Origin of the sequence: Citrobacter sp. RHBSTW-00017, assembly GCF_013797615.1 — a bacterium.
In the GTDB taxonomy this organism is placed as follows: Bacteria; Pseudomonadota; Gammaproteobacteria; order Enterobacterales; family Enterobacteriaceae; genus Citrobacter; species Citrobacter braakii.
Genome location: NZ_CP056899.1, coordinates 4225171 through 4248035, shown reverse-complemented (window position 1 = coordinate 4248035; position 22865 = coordinate 4225171). Strand labels below are relative to the sequence as shown.

The window sequence follows — 22865 nt, the reverse complement described above, 5'->3', positions numbered from 1 at the left end:
AAGACAGCGCTTATGAAAATGTAATGTTATTTATCAGGATGGAAAATACGTAAGCAACGCTAACGATCTATTGTAGTTCTTTTAATTGTACAAAGAGTGTATTCATGAGTAATTATTGGCATGATGGTTCAATAGTTTGATGCTACTGGGATTGTAGCGGTATAACTTTGTTTATAAATAAAAGCCAAGGATAAACAATTCACCTCGTCTATTTTTTAGGGTTTCCTGTTAATTAATACTTTTAATTTATCAGGGGATTTTTAATAAGTGCGAATACGGACTGGTGAGTGTGGAGGAGATATGTTGCCAGGACGCTGCAAAAACGCAATTATTATTAGTAAATTACCGATCGTACAAACCGGACTTAAAGGTGTAATGCAGGGGCAGTTCGCTGATTATGAACTTACCTACTGCCGCTCCGTCGAAGAATTGACGTTGCTGCAGCTGCGTTGTGCCGATTTGGTGATTGCTGATTTATCCGGAGACTGTAATCATCCACGTTCAGTCTGCGAACAGTATTATTCTTTATTATCTCAATACCGCGATATTCACTGGGTATTTCTCGTTTCTCGTGTTTTTTATCCGCTGGCCATTGAATTGCTGATGTGTCCTGTCAGTTCGCTGTTATCTGATGCCGAGACGATTGAAAGTTTGGTGAATGTTATTCACGCAGGAAATAGCCGTGCCGAGAGAATTAGCAAGTCGCTGCTCTCTCCGCCCGTGATGCCAGAATTAGCAGACCATAGCGCCCGCTCAATTGTACTTACCCTCTCGGAGAGGAAAGTGCTGAGACTCCTGGGAAAAGGTTGGGGAATTAATCAGATTGCGACATTGCTGAAGAAAAGCAATAAAACGATTAGCGCCCAAAAGAACAGTGCTATGCGCCGCTTGTCGATACATAGCAATGCAGAAATGTACGCCTGGATAAACAGTTCTCAAGGATCGCGAGAATTGAATTTACCTTCAGTTTATGGAGAAACCACGGAATGGAAAGCCGAAGCATCAAAAGAAACGTTGCGCTGGTAGAGAAGTGCGCGATGAGTAGCGTCGGTATTAAGAGCCTGTTTAATACCATGCCGGATAACCAATACGAACTACATATCTTTTCGAGCCAGCCTGCATTTAGTCAGGTTATGTTAAAAACGTCGTTTTCGGCGGTTATTTTCTCCCTCTCTGCAATCAGAACCGATCGCAGGGCCGGGTTAGCTTATCTGACGGAACTGGCTGTAAATTTTCCGCGTATTCGCCGGGTGGTGATTGCTGATGATGACGCTGAAGCGCGATTAATCGGCTCTTTGTCACCGTTGCCGTTAGATGGCGTTGTGAGCAAATCTTCTTCATTAACGGTACTGCAGGACGCGTTATTTACGGTATTGAACGGCCCCAATCGGGGAACCGAAGGTTCTAAAAACCATTGGTATATCAATCAAAGCCGTATGCTCAGTCCAACAGAACGAGAAATACTGCGCTTTATGTCGAATGGCTATTCAATGCCGCAGATCGCTGCTCAGTTAGAGCGGAATATTAAAACCATTCGGGCACATAAATTTAATGTGATGTCCAAGCTGGGCGTGAGCTCAGATGCCGGACTGCTGGATGCTGCAGATATCCTGCTGTACCTGCGTGCAGGTGAACCTGCACCTTTTCTACAGGCGGCTTCTTAACGGGTAATGTTAGATCGTTTCGTGCCGGGTTTCGTTATCGGCACGGAACGTGAATCATCCCTGACACACATCCACCCAGGTGGCGGAAGTCAGCTCAGCCATCCTTTCTGGCGTGATACGAACGGCGCTGTGGATGGCGCCTGCGGCGGGAAGCACTTCAGCGTAATGCTTCAACGAAACATCGCAGTACACCGAAATCGGCGTTTCCAGTCCGAAAGGGCAAACGCCGCCAACGGGATGGCCCGTCGCGTTCACTACTTCATCGCTACTCAACATACGGGCTTTGGCACCGAAAGTGCTCTTTAGCTTTTTGTTATCCAGTCGGGCATCACCTTTGGCGACGACCAGAATAATGTCGTTCTTGACCTTCAGCGAAAGCGTTTTCGCGATCTGGCCAGGTTCGACGTTATGGGCTTTCGCTGCCAGATCGACGGTAGCTGTGCTCTGATCTAATTCGATAATCTCAATATCTGGTGCATATTGCGCTAAAAATTGGCGTACAGATTGCAAACTCATTCTTCTCTCCAAATCGCCTACAGGCAGCTCCATCCAGCAGAAAACCGCATGGCGTAATTTGTCATAGGGGCAAGCTCGCTGTAAATATTTTAATGTAACAACATGGCAACATTGGCAGTTTTTCGATCGTCTTCACAATCAAAGAAACCGGTTACAGTAACCGGTTGCAGAATGCTCAAATGGGGATTAATACTGAAGTTGTCACTTCCTCTGTATTACATAATAAGAGCCATCTATGAAACTGAACTCAAAATGCAGTAGCGCTGGCGTTCCTCCTGGCACGGTTGCGAAAAGCAGTAAGGGGCTTTACGTGGTGGTGTTGATACCAGCACGGTTGCAGGGTTTTGCACAACGGGAGAACGGCTATGTCAACTAATCATGCTGTGTTTAATGTGATTTTCCGCTTCGTTGAAAATTACGTCAGCCCTGTTGCCGGGCGCATCTCTTCACAACGTCATGTGATGGCTATCCGTGATGGGTTTATTTCGGCGATGCCCTTTATGATTGTAGGCTCGTTTCTGCTGGTTTTCGCCTATCCACCTTTCTCTCCGGATACCACCTGGGGGTTTGCACGTGCGTGGCTGGATATGGCGAAACAGTTTGAAGGCCAAATCCTCACACCGTTTGATATGACGATGGGGATCATGTCAGTCTACATATGTGCGGCTATCGCTTATAACCTGGGCAAGCACTATGTGAAGTCGCATCAGCTAGATCCCTTCATGTGTGCGATGCTATCGATCATGGCTTTTTTGCTGATTGCTGCACCGAAAACTAAAGGCACGATGCCGGTTGATAGCCTGGGCGGTACGGGGATTTTCACTGCCATCCTGGTGGCTATTTACTGCGTTGAAATGATGCGCTTCCTGAAGGCGCACAACATCGGCATTCGTTTACCCGATCAGGTGCCGCCGATGATCAAAAACTCCTTCGATCTGCTGATCCCTGTGCTGGTGGTGGTGCTGACGCTGTACCCGCTGAGTCTGGTGATTCAGTCGCAGTTTGACATGCTGATCCCGCAGGCCATCATGGCCATCTTTAAACCACTGGTGTCTGCAGCGGATTCTCTGCCAGCGATACTGCTGGCGGTGCTGATCGGCCATCTGCTGTGGTTTGCGGGTATTCATGGCGCGGCAATTGTGTCGGGAATGCTGCAAATGTTCTGGCTCACCAATCTCGGGATGAACCAGTCGGCGCTGGCGCAGGGCGCGCCTTTACCGCATATCTTTATGGAAGCGTTCTGGACGTTCTTTATTGTGGTTGGAGGTTCCGGCGCGACGATGGGGCTGGTGATTTGCTATCTGCGTAGCCGCTCGGCCCATCTGCGATCGATCGGGCGTTTGAGCGTTGTCCCGAGCATTTTTAATATTAACGAACCGGTGATTTTCGGTACGCCGATTGTCATGAACCCAGTGTTCTTTATTCCCTTCCTGCTGGCCCCTATGGTGAACGCAGTGCTGGCCTGGGCGGCGATGAAGCTGGATTTAATTGGGCGGGTGATTTCAGTGGTTCCCTGGACGGCCCCGGCACCGGTTGGCGCGGCATGGGCGTTAGGCTGGGATTATCGTGCGGCCATTCTGGTTGTCCTGCTGGCACTGGTGTCTGCCGTCATCTACTTCCCATTCTTTAAGGTTTACGAAAAGCAGCTATTAGCGCAGGAAAAAGAAGAAGCACAGCGTATAGAAGAAGAAAATCAGCAGGTTGCATAACTGACGGGCGAGGGGCTACGGCTCCTCGCTTACTTCAGCGTGCAGTCACCGCATTGCTGGACATCGGGCAGGCGATAGCGCTGGCAGCAGGTTCTGCGCACTAACAGTCCCTCGCGCGGAACAACGGTACGCCACAGGGGATTATCCTGACCGCAGGAGAGTTGCTTCTCAAAAAAACAGGTCTGGCGCAGTGTGGTCAGCAGTTCTTCACCTAATAACGGCTTCATTTCCGTTAAATACCAGTGAATTAAATATCCGGTGTTGCTCCAGATAAGCTTCGCATTGATCTCGCCTGTCGCTTCCAGCGCCTGCACAACCGGCGTCAGCGCCGAGAGAATCAGCGTTTCCATGCGTTGCTGAGGAGACTGGGCCGTGACCTGGTGATCCTGATGCACGTCGATCCAGAAGCAGGCAGCACGGCCTGTTTCGTGGAATTCTACGTGCATGTGTTCAGGAGAGACATCGATGGCCTCTTTTTGCGTCAGCAGGGCCACCATGAGCGGAGGCATCATCAGGCCGATATACCACTGCGCCCAGAGAGAAATCAGCGGCTTATTTTCGCGTGGCAGCGTGGGCTGATTGCGATAAATATGGTCTGAATAGACAGCCAGCAATGAACTTAGCGTCGTTGATTGCGTCCATTCATGTAGCGTCATCGCACCTGGCACGGGCGTTTCGTCAAGACGAATGAAGTCCAGCAGGTGCTCACGGGTGTTGGCTATCGTTGCGCGTACGGCAGCAGCCAGCGAGGGCATCTTTGCAGGCAGAGGGCTACGCCAGATGACATCTTCAACGATCGGTGCGGAACGATAAGCCATGTCGATATAAGGATGTTAATCTTAATGATAATGATTGCTAATCCTATAATTGACATTGAGCGATGGCAAGATCTTTGTCGCCATCCCGGGAGACACCGCACAGATAGCTCAGGCAGAAGGGCAGTTTACCCGCAGGTCATCGCTAACCAGCGTACTGTTGCGCCCAAGGCTCTTGGCCTCATAAAGGGCTTTATCCGCTCGGGCAACAGCGGCATCAATATCCTGCTCGACCAGAGGCGCAATACCAATACTCACGGTTACGTTGGTTGCCACGCTCTCGTTAAACATGTGAGGAATTTTAAGGTCGTACACCTTCTGGCGAATACGTTCGGCGGCAGCCTGGGCCTGCTGGGGATCGACCGCGGTCAGCAAAACCATAAACTCTTCCCCACCAAAGCGCGCCACCACGTCCCGGGAGCGCACGGAGTCACGAATCGCGGCAGAGACGCGGATCAGCGCCTGATCTCCCATCATATGACCGTAGTGATCGTTATAGGCTTTGAAGTGGTCGATATCCAGCAGCAAGACGTAGTGCTTCGCGTTGCTCAAGGCCAACAGCGTATCGAGTCGGTGTTGTAGCCCCCGACGATTGTACAAACCGGTTAGCGGGTCGAGCATGCTGAGCCCGTTCAGGGTTTCCCGTTCTTCCAGCAGTTTATACATCAGCTGCTGGGCGAAGCCATCGTAGCGCTTTTGTATCACATGCTGGATGGCGATCCCGGCCATGGGCAGCGCCATAAAATAGATAATTCGCAAACCATGCTCGCTGCCATTCAGCCATAAACAGACGGCGACGGAAGGCAATGAGTGAAGCGTAAACGCGATGATATTATTGGCAAAAGCGATAGAACCAATAAACAGCACGCTGAGAAGCGCGATTAATAGAAAATAATAATCATTATGACCCAGAGCGTTATATTTCAGGAAAATATGTAATGCCCATAGCAAACCAAAAACGATTGAAATAAAAGGAAGATTAATTCTTTTATCCACATATTTCCTATGCCATGCCAGCAACAATGTACTCATCACGAGAATCAGCAATGCCGGTACTGACAACGCTTTGACGGCAAACAGGGGAAAAAAAAGCGTAAACAGTGCGGAGACTGCGTTGAGCAGCAGAAATAATCGTAAAGAGAGTTGGTATTTTTTGGTGCGCAGAGCTCGCCAGGATTGTACTGTCATAGGTAAATATTGTTAGTTATCTGCAATGTACGAAGGTGTGTTGGTAAATAAAACAAATAACGAACGGGGTATCATTCGCAGAGGTTTTTATTGTTTTTAGTTGAAAAGCTAACCGGCGAGCAATTTATCACCTTAAATTATTCATGTCATCAATCGTTAAGTAAAACTCATATAATTGATAGTGCCTCCCAGCTGACAAATGAGAAAATTTATCATATGATATTGGTTATCATTATCAGTGTCATAGGTGGTACCATGTTGCAACGTACGCTGGGCAGTGGATGGGGTGTTCTGCTGCCGGGAATACTGATTGCCGGGATGGCATTTAGCGACCTGTCGATCTACGTATGGAAGGCGATGATTGTATTAGGATTACTGTTGACTTCACTCATGCTGTACCACAAGCGTTTGCGGCATTTTGTCCTGTTGCCTTCATGTGCGGCGCTGATCGGCGGCATTGTTCTGGTGATGATGAACGGGAATCAGGGATGAACAAAACAGGGAAGAAATCGAGAGGGAAATAAGATAATTGGTGCGAGGGGGGGGACTCGAACCCCCACATCCTAAGGACACTAACACCTGAAGCTAGCGCGTCTACCAATTCCGCCACCTTCGCACAGTCATCTTATTTTTTGATATCGCCTCGTTGGTGCGAGGGGGGGGACTCGAACCCCCACATCCTAAGGACACTAACACCTGAAGCTAGCGCGTCTACCAATTCCGCCACCTTCGCCCAGTGCGAGCAATATCAACGTGGATTATGGTGCGAGGGGGGGGACTTGAACCCCCACGTCCGAAAGGACACTAACACCTGAAGCTAGCGCGTCTACCAATTCCGCCACCTTCGCATACCATCGACACTCAAAAAAGTATCGTTACCACGGAGGCGCATTCTAGTGGTTTTCAACTTTTCGTCAATAGTTAATTGCCCAGGACGCGCTTAATTGATGTAAAAATGGGCGCTAAACGCAGGCCGTGTAAACGAAGTGCCACCCCGCATTTAGCAAACCCTGCCGGATGGCGGTGCAGGCACCTTATCCGGCATGGGATGGCCGTTCTACTTCTTCGCCTGACGCGTCATGATGATGCGATAGACCTTGAAGCGACCGGTCTGCGCGATAACTTCGTGGAAGCCAAACACTTCATCCAGTACCTTCGGATAAGGCAGGAAGGCGTTCGCCACGATACGCAGTTCACCGCCGCTGTTGAGGTGGCGCACTGCGCCGCGAATCAGCGTTTGCGCGGCATCGAGGCTGGTCTGCATCCCGTCGTGGAACGGTGGGTTGGAGATGATCATATCAAAGCGACCCGTCACGTCAGAAAAGACGTTACTGGCGATTACGTCTCCTTCAATACCGTTGGCAGCAAGCGTTGCGCGGCTGGCTTCAACGGCGGCGGCACTAACATCGCACAGGGTTAAACGCACTTTTGGCGAGTGGCTGGCTAAGGCGACGGAGAGTACGCCTGCACCACAGCCGACATCCAGAACTTTGCCTTTGGTGTGCGGCGTCAGCGTGGAGAGCAGCAGTTGGCTGCCAACATCCAGGCCGTCACGGCTGAATACGCCCGGCAGCGTTTTGATGGTCAGATTTTCGGTCTGGTATTCATCCCAGTATTTTTCTGCATCAAAGACCGGCTGTTTTTCCAGACGACCATGGTACAGGCCACAGCGACGCGCGCTGTCGACTTTGTTCAGCGGTGCGTATTCGGCCAGCATCTGCTCTGCGCTACGTACGCCGCTGCGGTTCTCACCAACAACAAAAATATCGGTGCCCACCGGTAACAGTGACAGAATGTTCATCAACTGGAACTGGGCTTCCGGCTTATTCTTCGGCCAGTAGTAGATCAGCGTATCGCTATCGGCAACGTCATCGGCCTGCGCGACGAGGCTAAAGCGAACGTTGTCACCCATCTGGCGGTTAAGCACCTGCCAGTGGTGAAGCTGCTGAGTGTGCGCACGGCTGGCGGCGCATTCAAAATGGGCAGGCAGGTCATCCTGCAAATCACCGGCAAACAGAATACGGCTTTGTTCGAAATCATCACTGTGGCGCAGCAAGACTTCACTTGCCGGGGTAAAAGCAGACATGGAGTGCTCCTTAAATTGTACAGCGGGGGATTATAGTTGTTTGATGGCACGGATTCGACAAATTTGCTATATTTGCGCCCCTGATAGACAGGAGTGTTTCGCTATGACATCCCGACGAGACTGGCAGTTACAGCAACTGGGCATTACGCAGTGGTCATTGCGTCGTCCCGGCGCACTGCAGGGCGAGATCGCGATTTCAATTCCTGCGCACGTCCGTTTGGTGATGGTTGCTGCACAATTACCCGCACTAACCGAACCGTTGATGAGCGATATTTTACGCGCATTAACCGTCAGCCCGGATCAGGTTTTACAACTGACGCCTGACCGTGTCGCCATGCTGCCGCAGGGCAGTCGCTGTAATAGCTGGCGGCTGGGAACCGAAGAGCCGCTGCTGCTGGAGGGCGCTCAGGTCGAGAGTCCTGCCTTTAATGAATTACGGGAAAACCCCGCGGCCCGCGCCGCGTTATGGCAACAAATCTGCGCATATGAACACGATTTCTTCCCTCGAACCGACTGATTTACCTGCAGCATTTCAGATTGAAAAACGCGCTCACGCTTTTCCGTGGAGTGAAAAAACATTTGCCAGCAACCAGGGCGATCGCTACCTCAATTTTCAGTTGAGGGTTGACGACGTAATGGCCGCCTTTGCGATTACACAGGTCGTGCTGGATGAAGCTACGCTGTTCAATATTGCCGTCGATCCTGACTTTCAGCGCCGGGGCCTGGGGCGTGAGCTACTGGAATACCTGATCGATGAGCTGGAAAAGCGTGGCATTTTGACACTGTGGCTTGAAGTACGCGCCTCAAATGCTGCCGCTATCGCGCTGTACGAAAGCCTGGGCTTTAACGAGGCGACGATCCGGCGCAATTACTATCCGACGGCCGATGGTCATGAAGACGCCATTATAATGGCATTGCCAATCAGCATGTAAGACAAGGTGTAATGATGAAGAAGTGGGACTGGATTTTCTTTGATGCCGACGAAACGCTGTTTACGTTTGACTCGTTTACCGGCTTACAGCGGATGTTTCTCGACTATAGCATTACCTTTACCGCTGAAGATTTTCAGGACTACCAGGCCGTAAATAAACCGCTGTGGGTGGATTATCAAAACGGTGCGATTACCTCATTACAACTCCAGCACGCTCGTTTTCAGAGCTGGGCTGAACGCCTGAAGGTTGAGCCAGGCCAGCTTAATGACGCCTTTATCAATGCGATGGCGGAGATTTGCTCGCCGTTGCCAGGGGCGGTTTCTCTGCTCAATGCGATTCGTGATAAAACAAAAATCGGTATTATTACTAACGGCTTTACGGCGTTGCAGCAAATCCGCCTTGAGCGGACGGGGCTGCGCGACTATTTCGACCTGCTGGTGATTTCTGAGCAGGTTGGCGTGGCAAAACCCGATCCCCGTATTTTTGACCATGCGCTGGAGCAGGCGGGCAATCCTGAGCGTTCTCGCGTACTGATGGTGGGCGACACCGCAGAGTCCGATATTCTTGGCGGCATTAACGCCGGGCTATCCACCTGCTGGCTAAATACGCACCACCGCGAGCAGCCAGCGGGCATTCAGCCGACCTGGACCGTGGCGTCATTAAGTGAACTGGAGCGGCTCCTGTGTAAACACTGATTGCCTCCCCCCCGTTGATGGGTAAAATAGCCGCAATTTTTCGTATTCAACTTGCACGGCCTGTTGCCGTGCTTACCTAAGAAGATTTGACTATGACGTTGTCTCCTTATTTGCAAGAGGTGGCCAAACGCCGCACTTTTGCCATTATTTCTCACCCGGATGCCGGTAAAACGACAATTACTGAAAAGGTACTGTTATTCGGACAGGCGATCCAGACCGCCGGTACGGTAAAAGGCCGTGGCTCCAGCCAGCATGCGAAATCTGACTGGATGGAAATGGAAAAGCAGCGTGGTATCTCCATTACCACTTCTGTGATGCAGTTTCCATATCATGACTGCCTGGTAAACCTGCTGGACACCCCAGGGCACGAAGACTTCTCTGAAGATACATACCGTACTCTGACGGCGGTGGACTGCTGCCTGATGGTCATCGACGCCGCAAAAGGTGTTGAAGACCGGACCCGTAAGCTGATGGAAGTTACCCGTCTGCGTGATACCCCGATCCTGACCTTTATGAACAAACTCGACCGTGACATCCGCGATCCGATGGAGCTGCTGGATGAAGTCGAGAATGAACTGAAAATCGGCTGTGCGCCGATCACCTGGCCGATTGGCTGCGGTAAGTTGTTCAAAGGCGTCTATCACCTATATAAAGACGAAACTTACCTGTACCAGACGGGTAAAGGCCACACCATTCAGGAAGTGCGCATTGTTAAAGGTCTGAACAACCCGGAACTCGATGCCGCCGTGGGGGAAGACCTGGCGCAGCAGCTGCGCGACGAGCTGGAGCTGGTGCAGGGCGCGTCTAACGAGTTCGACCATGAGCTGTTCCTCGCGGGCGAAATCACCCCGGTATTCTTCGGTACCGCGCTCGGTAACTTCGGCGTTGATCATATGCTGGATGGCTTAGTGGAGTGGGCGCCTGCGCCGATGCCGCGTAAAACCGACACCCGCGTCGTTGAAGCCTCAGAAGAGAAGTTCACCGGCTTCGTGTTTAAAATTCAGGCCAACATGGACCCGAAACACCGTGACCGCGTGGCGTTTATGCGCGTGGTGTCCGGCAAGTACGAGAAAGGTATGAAAATGCGCCAGGTGCGCATTGGTAAAGACGTGGTTATCTCCGATGCGCTGACTTTTATGGCCGGTGACCGTTCTCACGTGGAAGAGGCGTATCCGGGCGATATTCTGGGTCTGCACAACCACGGCACTATCCAGATTGGCGATACCTTTACCCAAGGCGAAATGATGAAGTTCACTGGTATTCCGAACTTCGCGCCGGAGCTGTTCCGTCGCATTCGTCTGAAGGATCCGTTGAAGCAGAAACAGCTGCTGAAAGGGCTGGTTCAGCTGTCCGAAGAGGGCGCAGTGCAGGTTTTCCGTCCGATCGCTAATAACGATCTGATCGTGGGCGCTGTTGGTGTGCTGCAGTTCGACGTGGTGGTTTCACGCCTGAAGAGCGAATACAACGTTGAAGCGATTTATGAGTCGGTCAACGTAGCGACAGCACGCTGGGTAGAGTGTTCTGACGTGAAGAAATTCGAAGAATTCAAGCGTAAAAACGAAATTCAGCTGGCGCTGGATGGCGGCGATAACCTCACCTATATCGCGCCGACCATGGTTAACCTGAATCTCACCCAGGAACGTTACCCTGACGTTCAGTTCCGCAAAACGCGCGAACACTAATCGACCTTCAGGGCACGGTATCCGCCGTGCCCTACAACTTTTCCTGTCTTTTAAATCCCTTGCGGAATGTTCTTAAAACCTCTCGTTTTTCTTTTGTTTGCACGTTTTTTAGTCAATCTGGACTGCGATCACGAAATCCTGAACTATATTTAACAATGTGATGACATAAATGTCGGCGTTAAATGCTTTTTAGGCTGCCTGTTGCAGCTTCTATTGCTGATATTTATTCCACTTACAAGATTAGTTGCTGGCTCAAGCCGTTTTACGGCAGAGCGCAGCTTTTAGCAAACATACAGGAATACATCGATGACAATGACAGGACTTAAGATTTCTAAAACGCTGCTGGCCGTGATGCTGACCTCCGCTGTTGCAACGGGTTCTGCTTATGCAGAAAACTCCACGACGGATAAAACGCAATCCGGCGTCGAAAGTGCGGGGCAGAAAGTCGATAGCTCCATGAACAAAGTCGGTAATTTCATGGATGACAGCACCATCACTGCGAAAGTAAAAGCCGCGCTGGTGGATCACGATAGCATTAAGAGCACCGACATTTCCGTTAAAACCGACCAGAAGGTGGTGACGCTAAGCGGGTTTGTTGAAAGCCAGGCACAGGCCGAAGAGGCAGTTAAAGTCGCCAAAGGCGTTGAGGGTGTGACCTCCGTTAGCGACAAACTGCACGTACGTGATAGCAAAGACACTTCTGTAAAAGGCTATGCGGGCGATACGGCAATCACCAGTGAGGTAAAAGCCAAGCTGCTAGCCGATGATATTGTCCCTTCCCGCAAAGTGAAAGTTGAAACCACCGATGGCGTGGTACAGCTTTCAGGAACCGTTGAATCACAGGCTCAAAGCGATCGTGCTGAGAGCATCGCCAAAGCGATTGATGGCGTGAAAAGCGTCAAAAACGATCTTAAAACTCACTAATTAGACTTAATTCGTCCTCCCGACGTTTGTCGGGAGGCGTGTTGTGCACCACACTGAAAATATCGCCGATGGGCAGCCTGAGTGCTCATATCAAGCGGTGACATTAACTATGGTAAAGGAGAAGCGCATGTTTCGATGGGGCATCATATTTCTGGTTATCGCGTTAATTGCCGCTGCACTGGGTTTTGGTGGACTGGCGGGTACCGCTGCTGGCGCAGCGAAAATTGTTTTTGTGGTGGGGATCATTCTGTTTCTGGTCAGCCTGTTTACAGGTCGTAAACGGCCCTAGCGACATCCCCTTTATTCTTCAAGTTAAAGGTGCGCTGGCTACGCGTGCTCGCCCGTATCACTTACCAGAGTAAGCAGATCGGGATTCACGCCCTTGCCGCCTTCTTGTAACTCGAATTATTTTGGGGATTAACCGTAAAGATAACTTGCTACTAAGCCAGTCCAGTCCACCGGACTGGCTTTTACGGTTTTAGCATCAGGCAATTTGCGTTACTTTGTTGTTCTATTACAAAAACAACAGGAAGGCAGAGGTGGGGCAGAGAATACCCGTCACGCTCGGTAATATTGCGCCGTTATCGTTACGTCCGTTTCAACCAGGCAGTATGGCGCTGGTGTGTGAGGGCGGCGGACAAAGAGGCATCTTCACCGCTGGCGTACTGGATGAATTCATGCGCGCGCAGTTCAATCCTTTTGATCTCTTCTACGGGACCTCCGCTGGCGCGCAAAACCTTTCAGCCTATCTTTGTAACCAGCCGGGTTACGGCCGTAAAGTCATCATGCGTTACACTACCCGACGTGAATTTTTTGACCCGGTGCGCTTTGTGCGCGGGGGAAATTTAATCGATCTCGATTGGCTGGTGGATTCGACTGCATCCCAGATGCCGCTGGCGATGGATAACGCCGAGCGCCTGTTTGCCGCAGGGAAATCGTTTTATATGTGCGCCTGTCGGGGCGATGACTACACGCCAGGCTATTTTTCGCCGAACCGGCAAAACTGGCTCGATCTTATTCGTGCCTCCAGCGCTATTCCCGGGTTCTACCGCGCCGGGGTTGCGCTGGATGGTGTGAATTATCTCGATGGAGGAGTCAGCGACGCCATTCCCGTGCAGGAAGCGGCGAAGCAGGGGGCAAAAACGCTGGTGGTTATCCGCACCGTGCCTTCGCAAATGTATTACACCCCGCAGTGGTTCAAGCGTATGGAACGCTGGCTGGGCGAAAGCAGCCTGCAACCGCTGCTGAATCTGGTCCAGCACCATGAAGCCAGCTATCGCGCGATTCAGAGTTTTATTGAGAAACCGCCGGGCAAGCTGCGTATCTTTGAGATCTACCCGCCCAAACCGCTCCATAGCATGGCATTAGGAAGCCGTATTCCGGCGCTGCGGGAAGATTACAAGACCGGACGCCTGTGTGGTCGTTACTTCCTGGCAACCGTCGGCAAGCTGTTGGCGAAAAATGCGCCGTTGCCTCGTCAGACGCCGAAGATTATGGTGCCGGGACCGGTCGTGGTTCCACCTGCGCCGGTGGCTAACGACGCTCACGCCCCCGTGGTGACCAATGCGCCTCAGGCTAACGACACGACGTTTAATAATGAGGATTTGGCGTGAGTTATCGTTTTATTGATACGCATTGTCACTTTGATTTTCCGCCGTTTACGGGCGATGAATCTGCCAGTATTCAGGGCGCGACTGACGTCGGCGTGCAAAGCATTATCGTTCCGGCCACCCAGGCGGCAAATTTTTCCCGTGTACTGGCGTTAGCGGAAAATTACCCTCCATTGTTTGCCGCCCTGGGGCTGCACCCCATTGTTATTGAGCAACATAGCGATGACTGCCTGGAGCAGTTGCAGCAGGCGCTGGATAAGCGTCCGCAAAAGCTGGTGGCGGTAGGTGAGATTGGGCTGGATCTTTATCGGGACGATCCGCAATTCGATAAGCAAGAGCGGCTGCTGGAAGCGCAGCTTAAGCTGGCGAAGCGTTACGAATTGCCGGTGATCCTGCATTCGCGGCGCACTCATGACAAGCTGGCGATGCACCTGAAACGCCATGCTTTACCGCGAACCGGCGTGGTGCATGGATTTTCCGGGAGCGTGCAGCAGGCCGAACGTTTTGTGCAACTGGGCTACAAAATTGGCGTGGGCGGCACCATTACCTATCCGCGCGCCAGTAAAACCCGCGAGGTAATGGCGCAACTGCCGCTGGACTCACTGCTGCTGGAAACTGACGCGCCGGATATGCCGCTCAACGGCTTTCAGGGACAGCCGAATCGCCCGGAGCAGGTGGTCAGAGTCTTTGATGTCCTCTGCGAGCTGCGCCCGGAACCTGCGGATGTTATCGCTGATGCGCTGTATCGCAATACGACGGCGTTATTTGATTTTTAATTGCCGGACGACGGATACGTCGCATCCGGCAATTACAGGTACAGCGCCGGGAAGATCAAATTATCCACTCCGCGCTCGCGCAATCCTTGCGCCAGTTGCTCCACATCCTCAGGCGTGGCGCTCGGCCAGTCCTTCGCTTCGCCGTACACCCCGTGCGCATGAAAGGCATTTAGCCGCACTGGTACATCACCTGAACGTTTGATAAACGCCGCCAGTGCATCGATATGCTGTAGATAATCCACGTGGCCAGGAATAACCAGCAGGCGCAGTTCCGCAAGTTTTCCCTGCCCGGACAAAAAGGTAATGCTTTGTTTAATCAGCGTGTTATCGCGGCCAGTCAACTGTCGATGACACGCGCTATCCCAGGCTTTTAAATCGAGCATTACGCCGTCGCATACCGGCAGCAGTTTTTGCCAGCCGGTTTCGCTCAGCATGCCGTTGCTGTCTACCATGCAGGTCAGGTGTTGCAGCTGCGGATCGGTTTTGATCGCGTTAAACAGCGCCACGATAAACGGCAACTGGGTGGTCGCTTCGCCGCCGCTGACCGTAATTCCTTCAATAAACAGCACCGCCTTGCGAATATGCTGCAGCACTTCATCAACGCTCAGGGTTTGCGCCATCGGCGTGGCCTGCTGTGGGCACATGTGCAGGCAGGTATCGCACTGCTGACATACGTCGGATTGCCATCTCACTTTCCCCTCACTCAGGCTCAGCGCCTCATGCGGGCAATGCAGGACACATTCCCCGCAGTCGTTGCAGCGTCCCATCGTCCACGGATTGTGGCAATTTTTACAGCGCAGGTTACATCCTTGCAGAAACAGAGCCAGGCGACTGCCCGGCCCGTCGACGCAGGAGAAAGGAATGATCTTACTTACTGAAGCGCATCTGCTGTTCATGGCTAATCACGCGAGGTTGTCGTTCCAGAATGCGCGTATTGCGCGCGGCTTCTTCGCCCAGCCAGGTGGTGTTGGTGCGTGAACCTTCCGCGCGATATTTTTCCAGATCCGACAGGCGTACCATATAGCCGGTGACGCGGACCAAATCGTTACCACTCACGTTGGCGGTAAACTCACGCATCCCAGCTTTAAACGCCCCGAGGCACAATTGCACCAGCGCCTGAGGATTGCGCTTGATGGTTTCATCCAGCGTGAGAATGTCGCTGATCCCAGCGTGATAATACGCATGATGCGGCGCGACGGTTTGCAGGTGAGTGATCGGATCCGGCTCATCGCCGTAGGGCAGACGCGCGCCCGGCGTGGTGCCGATGTCAGAACTGATCCCTGACTGTGCGTGCAGCATTGCGCGCTGCTTCCAGCCAAATTTCACCGGGCTACTTTCTACAAACTCCGCCAGTTGGGCGCTGATACGATACCCGAGCTGATTGGCGACCTCGTCTTTTCCGTAGCGAGCATTCTGCCCCGCCTTATCGCACAGCAGGTTCACCGCCTCCGCCAGGCCATACATGCCGAACATAGGGACAAAACGTTCGGGATCAATCAACCCTTCCTGCACCAGGAAGCTATTCTCAAAGAAATGTGATTTTTCATAGAGGAATTCACATCGTGAATCAATGATGGCGATTTGCTGCTGGCAATAGTGCGGTAGGGTGCGCGTAAAGAAGTCATCGACAGAGGTGCTGCGCTCTGCGATGGCTTTCAGATTGAGCCTGACCAGCGTGCTTCCACCCCCGGCGAGCGGCAACGAGTTGTAACAGCTGACGACGCCATACTGACCTTTTGTGAAAATTTTATCATTTTCGGGGCCGTTGGAAATGTGCGGCTTACTGCACTCGCAGATATTTTGCGCCACGTTGAGCAGCAGGTCGTCAGGTGTAATTTGCGGATCATAAATGAACGTTAGATTAGGCGAAACCTGCTTTAACTCTGCGTCTGCGCGTAAAATTGCACGGGTGACAGGCGTATCTGCGGGGCCGATATTGGCATGCATAAATGCGTCTGGCAGGGTTCTGTCGAGATAACGCCAGAAACGTTTTATTCGAATATCGATCTCATCTTGTGTTAGAATTCTAACATACGGTTGCAACAGAACGTCGAGCTGGCCGAGATAGACCGGCATCGAGGTGACTGACGGAACGTGGTGATACAGGATGGTGAGTAAGGATAACGCGTCATCAAGATCCCTGGCTCCTTCCAGTTCCAGCCATGAGGAACCGTTGGCCAGAAAACGCGCGTAGTCGGGTAAAACATAGCGCGGTTTGAACGGGGCATGACCTTCATACATATCGCAGATCACCCCGTCATCCAGCGCCTGGCGAGCCTCAGCAGGTAGTTGCGGGTAAGGCAGCGCGTTTTCAGCCTCCAGCGCCAGGAAGTGGCGTTTCTGCTCAGGGCTGAGCACCGGACTGGTCACGATTTGTTGGCAACGCTGTTGCAGCGCGAGTTCGCTTGAAGTGGGCATCGTTGATTCCTTTTTATCCCGAAGGTGTAACGCCATTGTAGAAAGCAACGCCGCCACAACCTTTGATCCGGATGCGCCTGATGCCACCGCATCCCTTCCTGAAAGGTGATTTATTTGAAGTAGATCTCATTAGAGTAATGCAAATCTGTATGTGGTTTTCATTAACTGTGATGTATATCGAAGTGTAATAGCGAGCGGATGTTAGAATACTAACAAACTCGCAAGGTGAAATTTTATACGGCGATGCCGTTGGAGAATGTTATGACCGATTTAACAGCAAGCAGCCTGCGTGCACTGAAACTGATGGACCTGACCACCCTGAATGACGACGACACCAATGAAAAAGTGATCGCGCTGTGTCATCAGGCGAAGACCCCGGTAGGCAACACTGCCGCTATTTGCATCTATCCGCGTTTCATCCCTATCGCGCGTAAGACGCTGAAAGAGCAAGGCACTCCGGACATCCGTATTGCAACCGTGACCAACTTCCCGCACGGCAACGACGACATCGAGATTGCGCTGGCTGAAACCCGCGCGGCGATTGCCTACGGCGCGGATGAAGTTGACGTGGTGTTCCCTTACCGTGCCCTGATCGCCGGTAACGAGCAGGTTGGTTTTGATCTGGTTAAAGCATGTAAAGATGCGTGTGCGGCGGCAAACGTGCTGCTGAAAGTGATCATCGAAACCGGTGAGCTGAAAGAAGAGAGTCTTATCCGTAAAGCGTCTGAAATCTCCATCAAAGCGGGTGCTGATTTCATCAAAACCTCTACCGGTAAAGTGCCGGTAAATGCGACGCCGGAAAGCGCACGCATCATGATGGAAGTGATCCGCGACATGGGCGTTTCTAAAACTGTAGGTTTCAAACCGGCAGGCGGCGTGCGTACCGCAGAAGATGCACAGCAGTTCCTGGCGATTGCCGACGAACTGTTTGGCGCTGACTGGGCCGATTCCCGTCACTATCGTTTTGGCGCATCCAGCCTGCTGGCGAGCCTGCTGAAAGCGCTGGGGCACGGCGATGGTAAGAGCGCAAGCAGCTACTAATTACTCGTCATACTTCAAGCCGCAGGTGCGTTAGCTGCACTCCCTCACCCCAGTCACTTACTGTAGTAAGCGCCTGGGGATGAGCTTCCTTGCCGCTTCCTGCGACTCGAATTGTTTAGAGTAATCATTCATTGCAGTGGGTTTTCCGCTGCATTTAACCTGATTTATCGGGGGTTACCATGTTTCTCGCACAAGAAATTATTCGTAAAAAACGTGATGGTCATGCGCTGAGCGATGAAGAGATTCGTTTCTTTATCAATGGGATTCGCGACAACACCATCTCTGAAGGGCAAATCGCCGCCCTGGCGATGACCATTTTCTTCCACGATATGACAATGCCTGAGCGTGTTTCGCTGACCATGGCAATGCGTGATTCAGGAACCGTGCTGGACTGGAAAAGCCTGCAGCTGAACGGCCCGATTGTGGATAAACACTCTACCGGCGGCGTGGGTGACGTAACGTCACTGATGTTAGGCCCAATGGTCGCTGCATGCGGCGGTTATATTCCGATGATCTCCGGACGTGGTCTGGGGCATACCGGCGGTACGCTCGATAAACTGGAAGCCATCCCAGGGTTTGACATCTTCCCGGACGATGCGCGTTTCCGTGAAATTATTAAAGACGTGGGTGTGGCGATTATTGGGCAAACCAGCTCGCTCGCACCGGCGGACAAACGTTTTTATGCCACCCGCGATATTACCGCGACGGTGGATTCCATCCCGCTGATTACCGGCTCTATCCTGGCGAAAAAGCTGGCGGAAGGGCTGGATGCGCTGGTGATGGACGTGAAAGTAGGCAGCGGCGCTTTTATGCCGACCTATGAGCTTTCTGAAGCGCTTGCCGAAGCGATTGTCGGCGTGGCGAACGGAGCGGGTGTACGTACCACCGCGCTGTTAACCGATATGAACCAGGTACTGGCATCCAGCGCAGGTAACGCGGTTGAAGTCCGCGAAGCGGTGCAGTTCCTGACAGGTGAATACCGCAATCCACGTCTGTTAGACGTCACGATGGCGCTGTGCGTGGAAATGCTGATCTCCGGCAATCTGGCGAAAGACGATGCCGAAGCCCGTGCGAAATTGCAGGCGGTGCTGGATAACGGCAAAGCGGCAGAGATTTTTGGTCGCATGGTTGCGGCGCAGAAAGGCCCGACCGATTTCGTCGAAAATTATGCGAAGTACCTGCCGACGGCAATGCTCAGCAAAGCGGTATATGCTGATACCGAAGGTTTTGTCAGCGCTATGGATACCCGGGCGCTGGGAATGGCGGTTGTTTCCATGGGCGGCGGTCGTCGTCAGGCTTCGGACACCATTGATTACAGCGTTGGCTTTAGCGACATGGCGCGTCTGGGCGACAGCGTAGACGGACAGCGTCCGCTGGCGGTGATCCACGCCAAAGACGAAGCCAGCTGGCAGGAAGCGGCGAAAGCGGTCAAAGCGGCAATTAGCCTTGACGATAAAGCGCCAGAAATTACACCGACAGTCTATCGTCGTATTACCGAATAACTGTATACTGATCTGATCGCTTTTTTGCGGCGCAGATGTTGGAGAACAAGATGAAACGTGCATTTATTATGGTGCTGGACTCCTTTGGTATTGGTGCGACTGAAGATGCGGATCGCTTTGGCGACGTAGGCTCAGACACTATGGGACACATTGCGGAAGCCTGTGCGAAAGGCGAAGCTGACAAGGGTCGCAAAGGTCCACTGAATCTGCCTAACCTGACCCGTCTGGGCCTGGTGAAAGCTCACGAAGGTTCTACCGGTAAAATTGCTGCTGGTATGGACGGTAACGCGGAAGTGATTGGTGCCTACGCCTGGGCGCATGAACTCTCTTCCGGGAAAGACACGCCGTCTGGCCACTGGGAAATCGCGGGTGTTCCGGTTCTGTTTGACTGGGGTTATTTCTCCGATCATGACAACAGCTTCCCGCAGGAACTGCTGGATAAACTGGTCAAACGTGCCAACCTGCCGGGCTACCTCGGCAACTGCCACTCTTCCGGTACCGTGATCCTGGATCAACTGGGTGAAGAGCATATGAAAACCGGCAAGCCGATTTTCTATACTTCTGCAGACTCCGTGTTCCAGATTGCCTGTCACGAAGAGACTTTTGGCCTGGATAAACTCTACGAACTGTGTGAAATCGCTCGTGAAGAACTGACCGAAGGTGGTTACAACATCGGTCGTGTTATCGCGCGTCCGTTTATCGGTGATAAAGCGGGTAATTTCCAGCGTACCGGTAACCGTCACGATCTGGCCGTTGAGCCGCCAGCACCGACCGTGCTGCAGAAACTGGTCGACGAGAAAGACGGTCACGTGGTTTCCGTCGGTAAAATCGCGGATATCTACGCTAACTGTGGCATCACCAAAAAAGTGAAAGCTACTGGCCTGGACGCGCTGTTCGACGCCACCATCAAAGAGATGAAAGAAGCGGGTGATAAGACCATTGTCTTCACTAACTTCGTTGATTTCGACTCTTCCTGGGGACATCGTCGCGATATCGCCGGTTACGCTGCAGGTCTGGAACTGTTCGACCGCCGTTTGCCTGAACTGATGGAACTGGTGGGTGAAGATGACATTCTGATCCTGACCGCTGACCACGGCTGTGACCCGAGCTGGACCGGCACTGACCACACCCGTGAGCACATTCCGGTGCTGGTTTACGGCCCGAAAGTGAAACCAGGTTCTTTAGGTCACCGTGAAACTTTCGCGGATATTGGCCAGACGCTGGCGAGCTACTTTGGTACATCGCCGATGGACTACGGTAAAAACATGCTGTGATACCCGTTGTCTTTCGCGCTGTAGATGCGTTGACTTCATTCGCTCACCCCGGTCACATAGGTAATCTATGCTCCCGGGGGTACCGAATTCGTCGCCTTCCAACAACGCGAAATCCTTAGGGTATTTGAATTCGTTTTGTCGGTTGGGTAAGGTATTGCTACCCCCTCGACAAAAACAATAAATCAAAAGGGAACTGAAGATGGCAACTCCACATATTAATGCAGAAATGGGTGATTTCGCTGACGTCGTATTGATGCCGGGCGACCCGCTGCGCGCAAAGCATATTGCTGAAACTTTCCTCGAAGATGTTCGTGAAGTGAACAACGTTCGCGGCATGTTAGGTTTCACCGGTACTTACAAAGGCCGTAAGATCTCCGTTATGGGTCACGGGATGGGTATCCCGTCCTGCTCTATCTACACCAAAGAGCTGATCACCGATTTTGGCGTGAAGAAAATCATTCGCGTAGGCTCCTGCGGCGCTGTGCGTATGGACGTTAAACTGCGTGACGTGGTTATCGGTATGGGCGCCTGCACCGACTCCAAAGTAAACCGTATCCGTTTTAAAGATCATGACTTCGCAGCTATCGCTGACTTCGACATGGTGCGTAATGCAGTTGATGCGGCAAAAGCGCTGGGCGTAGACGCGCGCGTGGGCAACCTGTTCTCCGCTGACCTGTTCTACTCTCCGGACGGCGAAATGTTCGACGTAATGGAAAAATACGGCGTGCTGGGCGTGGAAATGGAAGCGGCGGGTATCTACGGCGTTGCGGCTGAGTTTGGTGCGAAAGCGCTGACCATCTGCACCGTGTCCGACCATATCCGTACTCACGAGCAGACCACTGCCGCTGAACGTCAGACGACCTTCAACGACATGATCAAAATCGCACTGGAATCCGTTCTGCTGGGCGATAAAGAGTAAGTGTTGTGATGCCCGGTAGCGCTGCGCTTACCGGGCATACAATCGATGTATGCCGGACCGCCATCCGGCATTTTCAGGCCAGCGTTTAGCTCACTGCACTGGCAATCCACGCTGACAGCTCGCGTAACTCTTTCTCCTGCTGTGGGAAATCAACCAGCAGCGCTTCGCACTCCTGTTGCAGCATATCCGCACGGTACAAACACCCCTGCAGACGACCCGCCAGCGCTTCTAACGGCGCGGGATTGAGGCTGTCGGTAAAGACCTGCGTACGGGTGATATGACCTTTTTCCACGTCGAAATGCAGCTCAACGCCGCCCCAGGTGAAACGCTCGTCCAGAAGGTGCGAGAACGCAGGCGCCTGACCAAAATTCCACTCCCAACTGCTCTGACGGGCAAAGGTTTCGGCAAAGTTCGGCAGATCCGGGGTTTTGTCCGGCGAGATAATTTCCGCTTCGACACGTTCGCCGTAGTGGGCAAAAAAGGCTTCCGTGATAGCCTGACAGACCTGTTGATGGGTGATGCCCGGCAACAGCTCCGTTAGATTCGCTACGCGTGAGCGAACCGAGGTGATGCCTTTGGCGGCGAGTTTCTTTTTATCCGGATTGAGATAGTTTGCCAGGCGGCTGAGATCGGCGTTCAACAACAGCGTGCCGTGGTGGAATCCGCGGTCTTTCGTTTCCCGAAAAGCAGAGCCGGAAACTTTGCGATCGCCGTCTGGCGTTTTCACGACCAGATCGTTACGCCCGGAGGCGTCGGCGTCTACGCCCAGCGCGTTCAGGGCATGGAGGACAATAGCGGTAGAGATGGTTTTGTCGTACTCCGGTTTACCGGCCATAAAGGTAAAGCAGGTATTGCCTAAGTCATGGAACACCGCGCCGCCGCCGCTGCTGCGACGGGCGAGCCGCACGTTGTCTTCTTCCATACGGCGGGTATTACACTCTTTCCACGGGTTTTGCGCCCGGCCAATCACCACCGTATCGGCGTTACGCCACAAGAACAGGACGCGCTGCGTGGCGGGCATCTGTCGAAAAATGCACTCTTCGACCGCGAGGTTAAACCACGGATCGTAAGAGTCTGAGATAAGCAGGCGTAGTGTCGTCATGGTCGATTTCCT

General features: G+C 52.4%; 24 protein-coding genes and 3 tRNA genes. 17 read left to right on the top strand and 10 right to left on the bottom strand.

Translation table 11 applies throughout. The features are described 5' to 3' along the window. The first annotated feature begins 300 nt into the window (after nt 1–300). Together HV037_RS20495 and bglJ are read left to right on the top strand one after the other, a co-directional pair. Entirely contained in the window at nt 301–1026 is a 726-nt protein-coding gene (locus HV037_RS20495) for a response regulator transcription factor (protein WP_016151591.1), read from the top strand. Then, on the top strand, nt 987–1664 hold the full coding sequence (bglJ, locus tag HV037_RS20490) for a DNA-binding transcriptional activator BglJ (RefSeq protein ID WP_029139757.1): 678 nt from the start codon (nt 987–989) through the stop codon (nt 1662–1664). Before HV037_RS20495 ends, bglJ begins: the two co-directional genes overlap by 40 nt. A gap of 54 nt (nt 1665–1718) precedes the next feature. Here the strand turns inward: bglJ and HV037_RS20485 are convergent, their stop codons facing one another. Further along, complete coding sequence (locus tag HV037_RS20485) at nt 1719–2180, bottom strand: YbaK/EbsC family protein (protein ID WP_016151593.1); 462 nt, start codon at nt 2178–2180, stop codon at nt 1719–1721. A 235-nt stretch (nt 2181–2415) separates the two neighbouring features. On the opposite strand from HV037_RS20485, the gene HV037_RS20480 reads away from it, so the two are divergent. Further along, entirely contained in the window at nt 2416–2556 is a 141-nt protein-coding gene (locus HV037_RS20480; RefSeq protein ID WP_181022902.1) for a hypothetical protein, read from the top strand. Beyond that, a complete protein-coding gene (locus tag HV037_RS20475) occupies nt 2546–3889 on the top strand; it encodes a PTS sugar transporter subunit IIC (RefSeq protein ID WP_016151595.1) in 1344 nt (447 codons plus the stop codon). Before HV037_RS20480 ends, HV037_RS20475 begins: the two co-directional genes overlap by 11 nt. A gap of 29 nt (nt 3890–3918) precedes the next feature. Here HV037_RS20475 and fhuF read toward each other — a convergent pair whose 3' ends face one another. Together fhuF and HV037_RS20465 are read right to left on the bottom strand one after the other, a co-directional pair. Next, nucleotides 3919–4707 (bottom strand): siderophore-iron reductase FhuF, encoded by a 789-nt coding sequence (gene fhuF, locus HV037_RS20470; protein ID WP_047414505.1) that lies wholly within the window; start codon nt 4705–4707, stop codon nt 3919–3921. A 108-nt stretch (nt 4708–4815) separates the two neighbouring features. Then, on the bottom strand, nt 4816–5892 hold the full coding sequence (locus HV037_RS20465) for a GGDEF domain-containing protein (protein ID WP_016151597.1): 1077 nt from the start codon (nt 5890–5892) through the stop codon (nt 4816–4818). A gap of 216 nt (nt 5893–6108) precedes the next feature. On the opposite strand from HV037_RS20465, the gene HV037_RS20460 reads away from it, so the two are divergent. Continuing rightward, nucleotides 6109–6384: a DUF1435 domain-containing protein gene (locus HV037_RS20460; RefSeq protein WP_032931271.1), complete on the top strand. Its 276-nt coding sequence runs from the start codon at nt 6109–6111 to the stop codon at nt 6382–6384. Nucleotides 6385–6422: 38 nt separating this feature from the next. On the opposite strand, the gene HV037_RS20455 is transcribed toward HV037_RS20460, so the two are convergent. From HV037_RS20455 to rsmC, 4 genes are all read right to left on the bottom strand, one after another. Next, nucleotides 6423–6508: transfer RNA gene (locus tag HV037_RS20455), tRNA-Leu, on the bottom strand. Nucleotides 6509–6539: 31 nt separating this feature from the next. Continuing rightward, nucleotides 6540–6625 (bottom strand) — tRNA-Leu (locus HV037_RS20450). Nucleotides 6626–6653: 28 nt separating this feature from the next. Then, nucleotides 6654–6740, bottom strand: a tRNA-Leu gene (locus tag HV037_RS20445). Nucleotides 6741–6949: 209 nt separating this feature from the next. Then, entirely contained in the window at nt 6950–7978 is a 1029-nt protein-coding gene (rsmC, locus tag HV037_RS20440; RefSeq protein WP_103283457.1) for a 16S rRNA (guanine(1207)-N(2))-methyltransferase RsmC, read from the bottom strand. A 103-nt stretch (nt 7979–8081) separates the two neighbouring features. Here rsmC and holD point away from each other — a divergent pair, with 103 nt between their 5' ends. The 8 genes from holD (at nt 8082) to HV037_RS20400 (ending at nt 14597) form a co-directional block, all read left to right on the top strand. Beyond that, nucleotides 8082–8495, top strand: coding sequence for a DNA polymerase III subunit psi (gene holD / locus HV037_RS20435; RefSeq protein ID WP_003837254.1), 414 nt, complete (start codon nt 8082–8084; stop codon nt 8493–8495). Next, entirely contained in the window at nt 8464–8910 is a 447-nt protein-coding gene (gene rimI / locus HV037_RS20430; RefSeq protein WP_005123887.1) for a ribosomal protein S18-alanine N-acetyltransferase, read from the top strand. Before holD ends, rimI begins: the two co-directional genes overlap by 32 nt. A gap of 14 nt (nt 8911–8924) precedes the next feature. Next, entirely contained in the window at nt 8925–9605 is a 681-nt protein-coding gene (gene yjjG, locus HV037_RS20425) for a pyrimidine 5'-nucleotidase (RefSeq protein WP_016151600.1), read from the top strand. A 92-nt stretch (nt 9606–9697) separates the two neighbouring features. Then, nucleotides 9698–11287, top strand: a complete 1590-nt coding sequence (prfC, locus tag HV037_RS20420; RefSeq protein ID WP_016151601.1) for a peptide chain release factor 3 — start codon at nt 9698–9700, stop codon at nt 11285–11287. Between the two features lie 306 nt (nt 11288–11593). Further along, a complete protein-coding gene (osmY, locus tag HV037_RS20415; protein ID WP_016151602.1) occupies nt 11594–12211 on the top strand; it encodes a molecular chaperone OsmY in 618 nt (205 codons plus the stop codon). A gap of 127 nt (nt 12212–12338) precedes the next feature. Then, on the top strand, nt 12339–12500 hold the full coding sequence (locus HV037_RS20410; RefSeq protein WP_003019081.1) for a DUF1328 family protein: 162 nt from the start codon (nt 12339–12341) through the stop codon (nt 12498–12500). 250 nt (nt 12501–12750) lie between these two features. After that, entirely contained in the window at nt 12751–13824 is a 1074-nt protein-coding gene (locus tag HV037_RS20405) for a patatin family protein (protein ID WP_019078315.1), read from the top strand. After that, the gene (locus HV037_RS20400) at nt 13821–14597 is read left to right on the top strand and encodes a metal-dependent hydrolase (RefSeq protein WP_053389011.1); all 777 of its coding nucleotides are present in this window, start codon (nt 13821–13823) and stop codon (nt 14595–14597) included. Before HV037_RS20405 ends, HV037_RS20400 begins: the two co-directional genes overlap by 4 nt. 32 nt (nt 14598–14629) lie before the next feature. On the opposite strand, the gene HV037_RS20395 is transcribed toward HV037_RS20400, so the two are convergent. Beyond that, nucleotides 14630–15493 (bottom strand): YjjW family glycine radical enzyme activase, encoded by an 864-nt coding sequence (locus HV037_RS20395; protein ID WP_029139758.1) that lies wholly within the window; start codon nt 15491–15493, stop codon nt 14630–14632. Further along, nucleotides 15465–17015, bottom strand: a complete 1551-nt coding sequence (locus tag HV037_RS20390) for a YjjI family glycine radical enzyme (protein WP_047358374.1) — start codon at nt 17013–17015, stop codon at nt 15465–15467. The genes HV037_RS20395 and HV037_RS20390 overlap by 29 nt, the downstream gene beginning before the upstream one ends. Before the next feature lie 261 nt (nt 17016–17276). On the opposite strand from HV037_RS20390, the gene deoC reads away from it, so the two are divergent. From deoC to deoD, 4 genes are all read left to right on the top strand, one after another. Continuing rightward, entirely contained in the window at nt 17277–18056 is a 780-nt protein-coding gene (gene deoC, locus HV037_RS20385; protein WP_016155634.1) for a deoxyribose-phosphate aldolase, read from the top strand. A gap of 179 nt (nt 18057–18235) precedes the next feature. After that, on the top strand, nt 18236–19558 hold the full coding sequence (gene deoA / locus HV037_RS20380) for a thymidine phosphorylase (RefSeq protein WP_016151609.1): 1323 nt from the start codon (nt 18236–18238) through the stop codon (nt 19556–19558). 50 nt (nt 19559–19608) lie between these two features. After that, nucleotides 19609–20832 carry a phosphopentomutase gene (gene deoB / locus HV037_RS20375; RefSeq protein WP_016151610.1) on the top strand — a complete coding sequence of 408 codons (1224 nt, stop codon included), beginning with the start codon at nt 19609–19611 and terminating at the stop codon, nt 20830–20832. A gap of 199 nt (nt 20833–21031) precedes the next feature. Then, nucleotides 21032–21751 (top strand): purine-nucleoside phosphorylase, encoded by a 720-nt coding sequence (gene deoD, locus HV037_RS20370; RefSeq protein WP_000224864.1) that lies wholly within the window; start codon nt 21032–21034, stop codon nt 21749–21751. A gap of 85 nt (nt 21752–21836) precedes the next feature. Here deoD and lplA read toward each other — a convergent pair whose 3' ends face one another. Then, nucleotides 21837–22853, bottom strand: a complete 1017-nt coding sequence (gene lplA, locus HV037_RS20365; RefSeq protein WP_103283458.1) for a lipoate--protein ligase LplA — start codon at nt 22851–22853, stop codon at nt 21837–21839. Nucleotides 22854–22865: the final 12 nt, after the last annotated feature.

Excerpts from the sequence above, each read along its gene's own strand:
- HV037_RS20495 (WP_016151591.1), top strand. The coding sequence starts at position 301 with ATGTTGCCAGGACGCTGCAAAAACGCAATTATTATTAGTAAATTACCG.
- bglJ (WP_029139757.1), top strand. The coding sequence starts at position 987 with ATGGAAAGCCGAAGCATCAAAAGAAACGTTGCGCTGGTAGAGAAGTGC.
- HV037_RS20485 (WP_016151593.1), bottom strand. The coding sequence starts at position 2,180 with ATGAGTTTGCAATCTGTACGCCAATTTTTAGCGCAATATGCACCAGAT.
- HV037_RS20480 (WP_181022902.1), top strand. The coding sequence starts at position 2,416 with ATGAAACTGAACTCAAAATGCAGTAGCGCTGGCGTTCCTCCTGGCACG.
- HV037_RS20475 (WP_016151595.1), top strand. The coding sequence starts at position 2,546 with ATGTCAACTAATCATGCTGTGTTTAATGTGATTTTCCGCTTCGTTGAA.
- fhuF (WP_047414505.1), bottom strand. The coding sequence starts at position 4,707 with ATGGCTTATCGTTCCGCACCGATCGTTGAAGATGTCATCTGGCGTAGC.
- HV037_RS20465 (WP_016151597.1), bottom strand. The coding sequence starts at position 5,892 with ATGACAGTACAATCCTGGCGAGCTCTGCGCACCAAAAAATACCAACTC.
- HV037_RS20460 (WP_032931271.1), top strand. The coding sequence starts at position 6,109 with ATGATATTGGTTATCATTATCAGTGTCATAGGTGGTACCATGTTGCAA.
- rsmC (WP_103283457.1), bottom strand. The coding sequence starts at position 7,978 with ATGTCTGCTTTTACCCCGGCAAGTGAAGTCTTGCTGCGCCACAGTGAT.
- holD (WP_003837254.1), top strand. The coding sequence starts at position 8,082 with ATGACATCCCGACGAGACTGGCAGTTACAGCAACTGGGCATTACGCAG.
- rimI (WP_005123887.1), top strand. The coding sequence starts at position 8,464 with ATGAACACGATTTCTTCCCTCGAACCGACTGATTTACCTGCAGCATTT.
- yjjG (WP_016151600.1), top strand. The coding sequence starts at position 8,925 with ATGAAGAAGTGGGACTGGATTTTCTTTGATGCCGACGAAACGCTGTTT.
- prfC (WP_016151601.1), top strand. The coding sequence starts at position 9,698 with ATGACGTTGTCTCCTTATTTGCAAGAGGTGGCCAAACGCCGCACTTTT.
- osmY (WP_016151602.1), top strand. The coding sequence starts at position 11,594 with ATGACAATGACAGGACTTAAGATTTCTAAAACGCTGCTGGCCGTGATG.
- HV037_RS20410 (WP_003019081.1), top strand. The coding sequence starts at position 12,339 with ATGTTTCGATGGGGCATCATATTTCTGGTTATCGCGTTAATTGCCGCT.
- HV037_RS20395 (WP_029139758.1), bottom strand. The coding sequence starts at position 15,493 with ATGAACAGCAGATGCGCTTCAGTAAGTAAGATCATTCCTTTCTCCTGC.
- HV037_RS20390 (WP_047358374.1), bottom strand. The coding sequence starts at position 17,015 with ATGCCCACTTCAAGCGAACTCGCGCTGCAACAGCGTTGCCAACAAATC.
- deoC (WP_016155634.1), top strand. The coding sequence starts at position 17,277 with ATGACCGATTTAACAGCAAGCAGCCTGCGTGCACTGAAACTGATGGAC.
- deoA (WP_016151609.1), top strand. The coding sequence starts at position 18,236 with ATGTTTCTCGCACAAGAAATTATTCGTAAAAAACGTGATGGTCATGCG.
- deoB (WP_016151610.1), top strand. The coding sequence starts at position 19,609 with ATGAAACGTGCATTTATTATGGTGCTGGACTCCTTTGGTATTGGTGCG.
- deoD (WP_000224864.1), top strand. The coding sequence starts at position 21,032 with ATGGCAACTCCACATATTAATGCAGAAATGGGTGATTTCGCTGACGTC.
- lplA (WP_103283458.1), bottom strand. The coding sequence starts at position 22,853 with ATGACGACACTACGCCTGCTTATCTCAGACTCTTACGATCCGTGGTTT.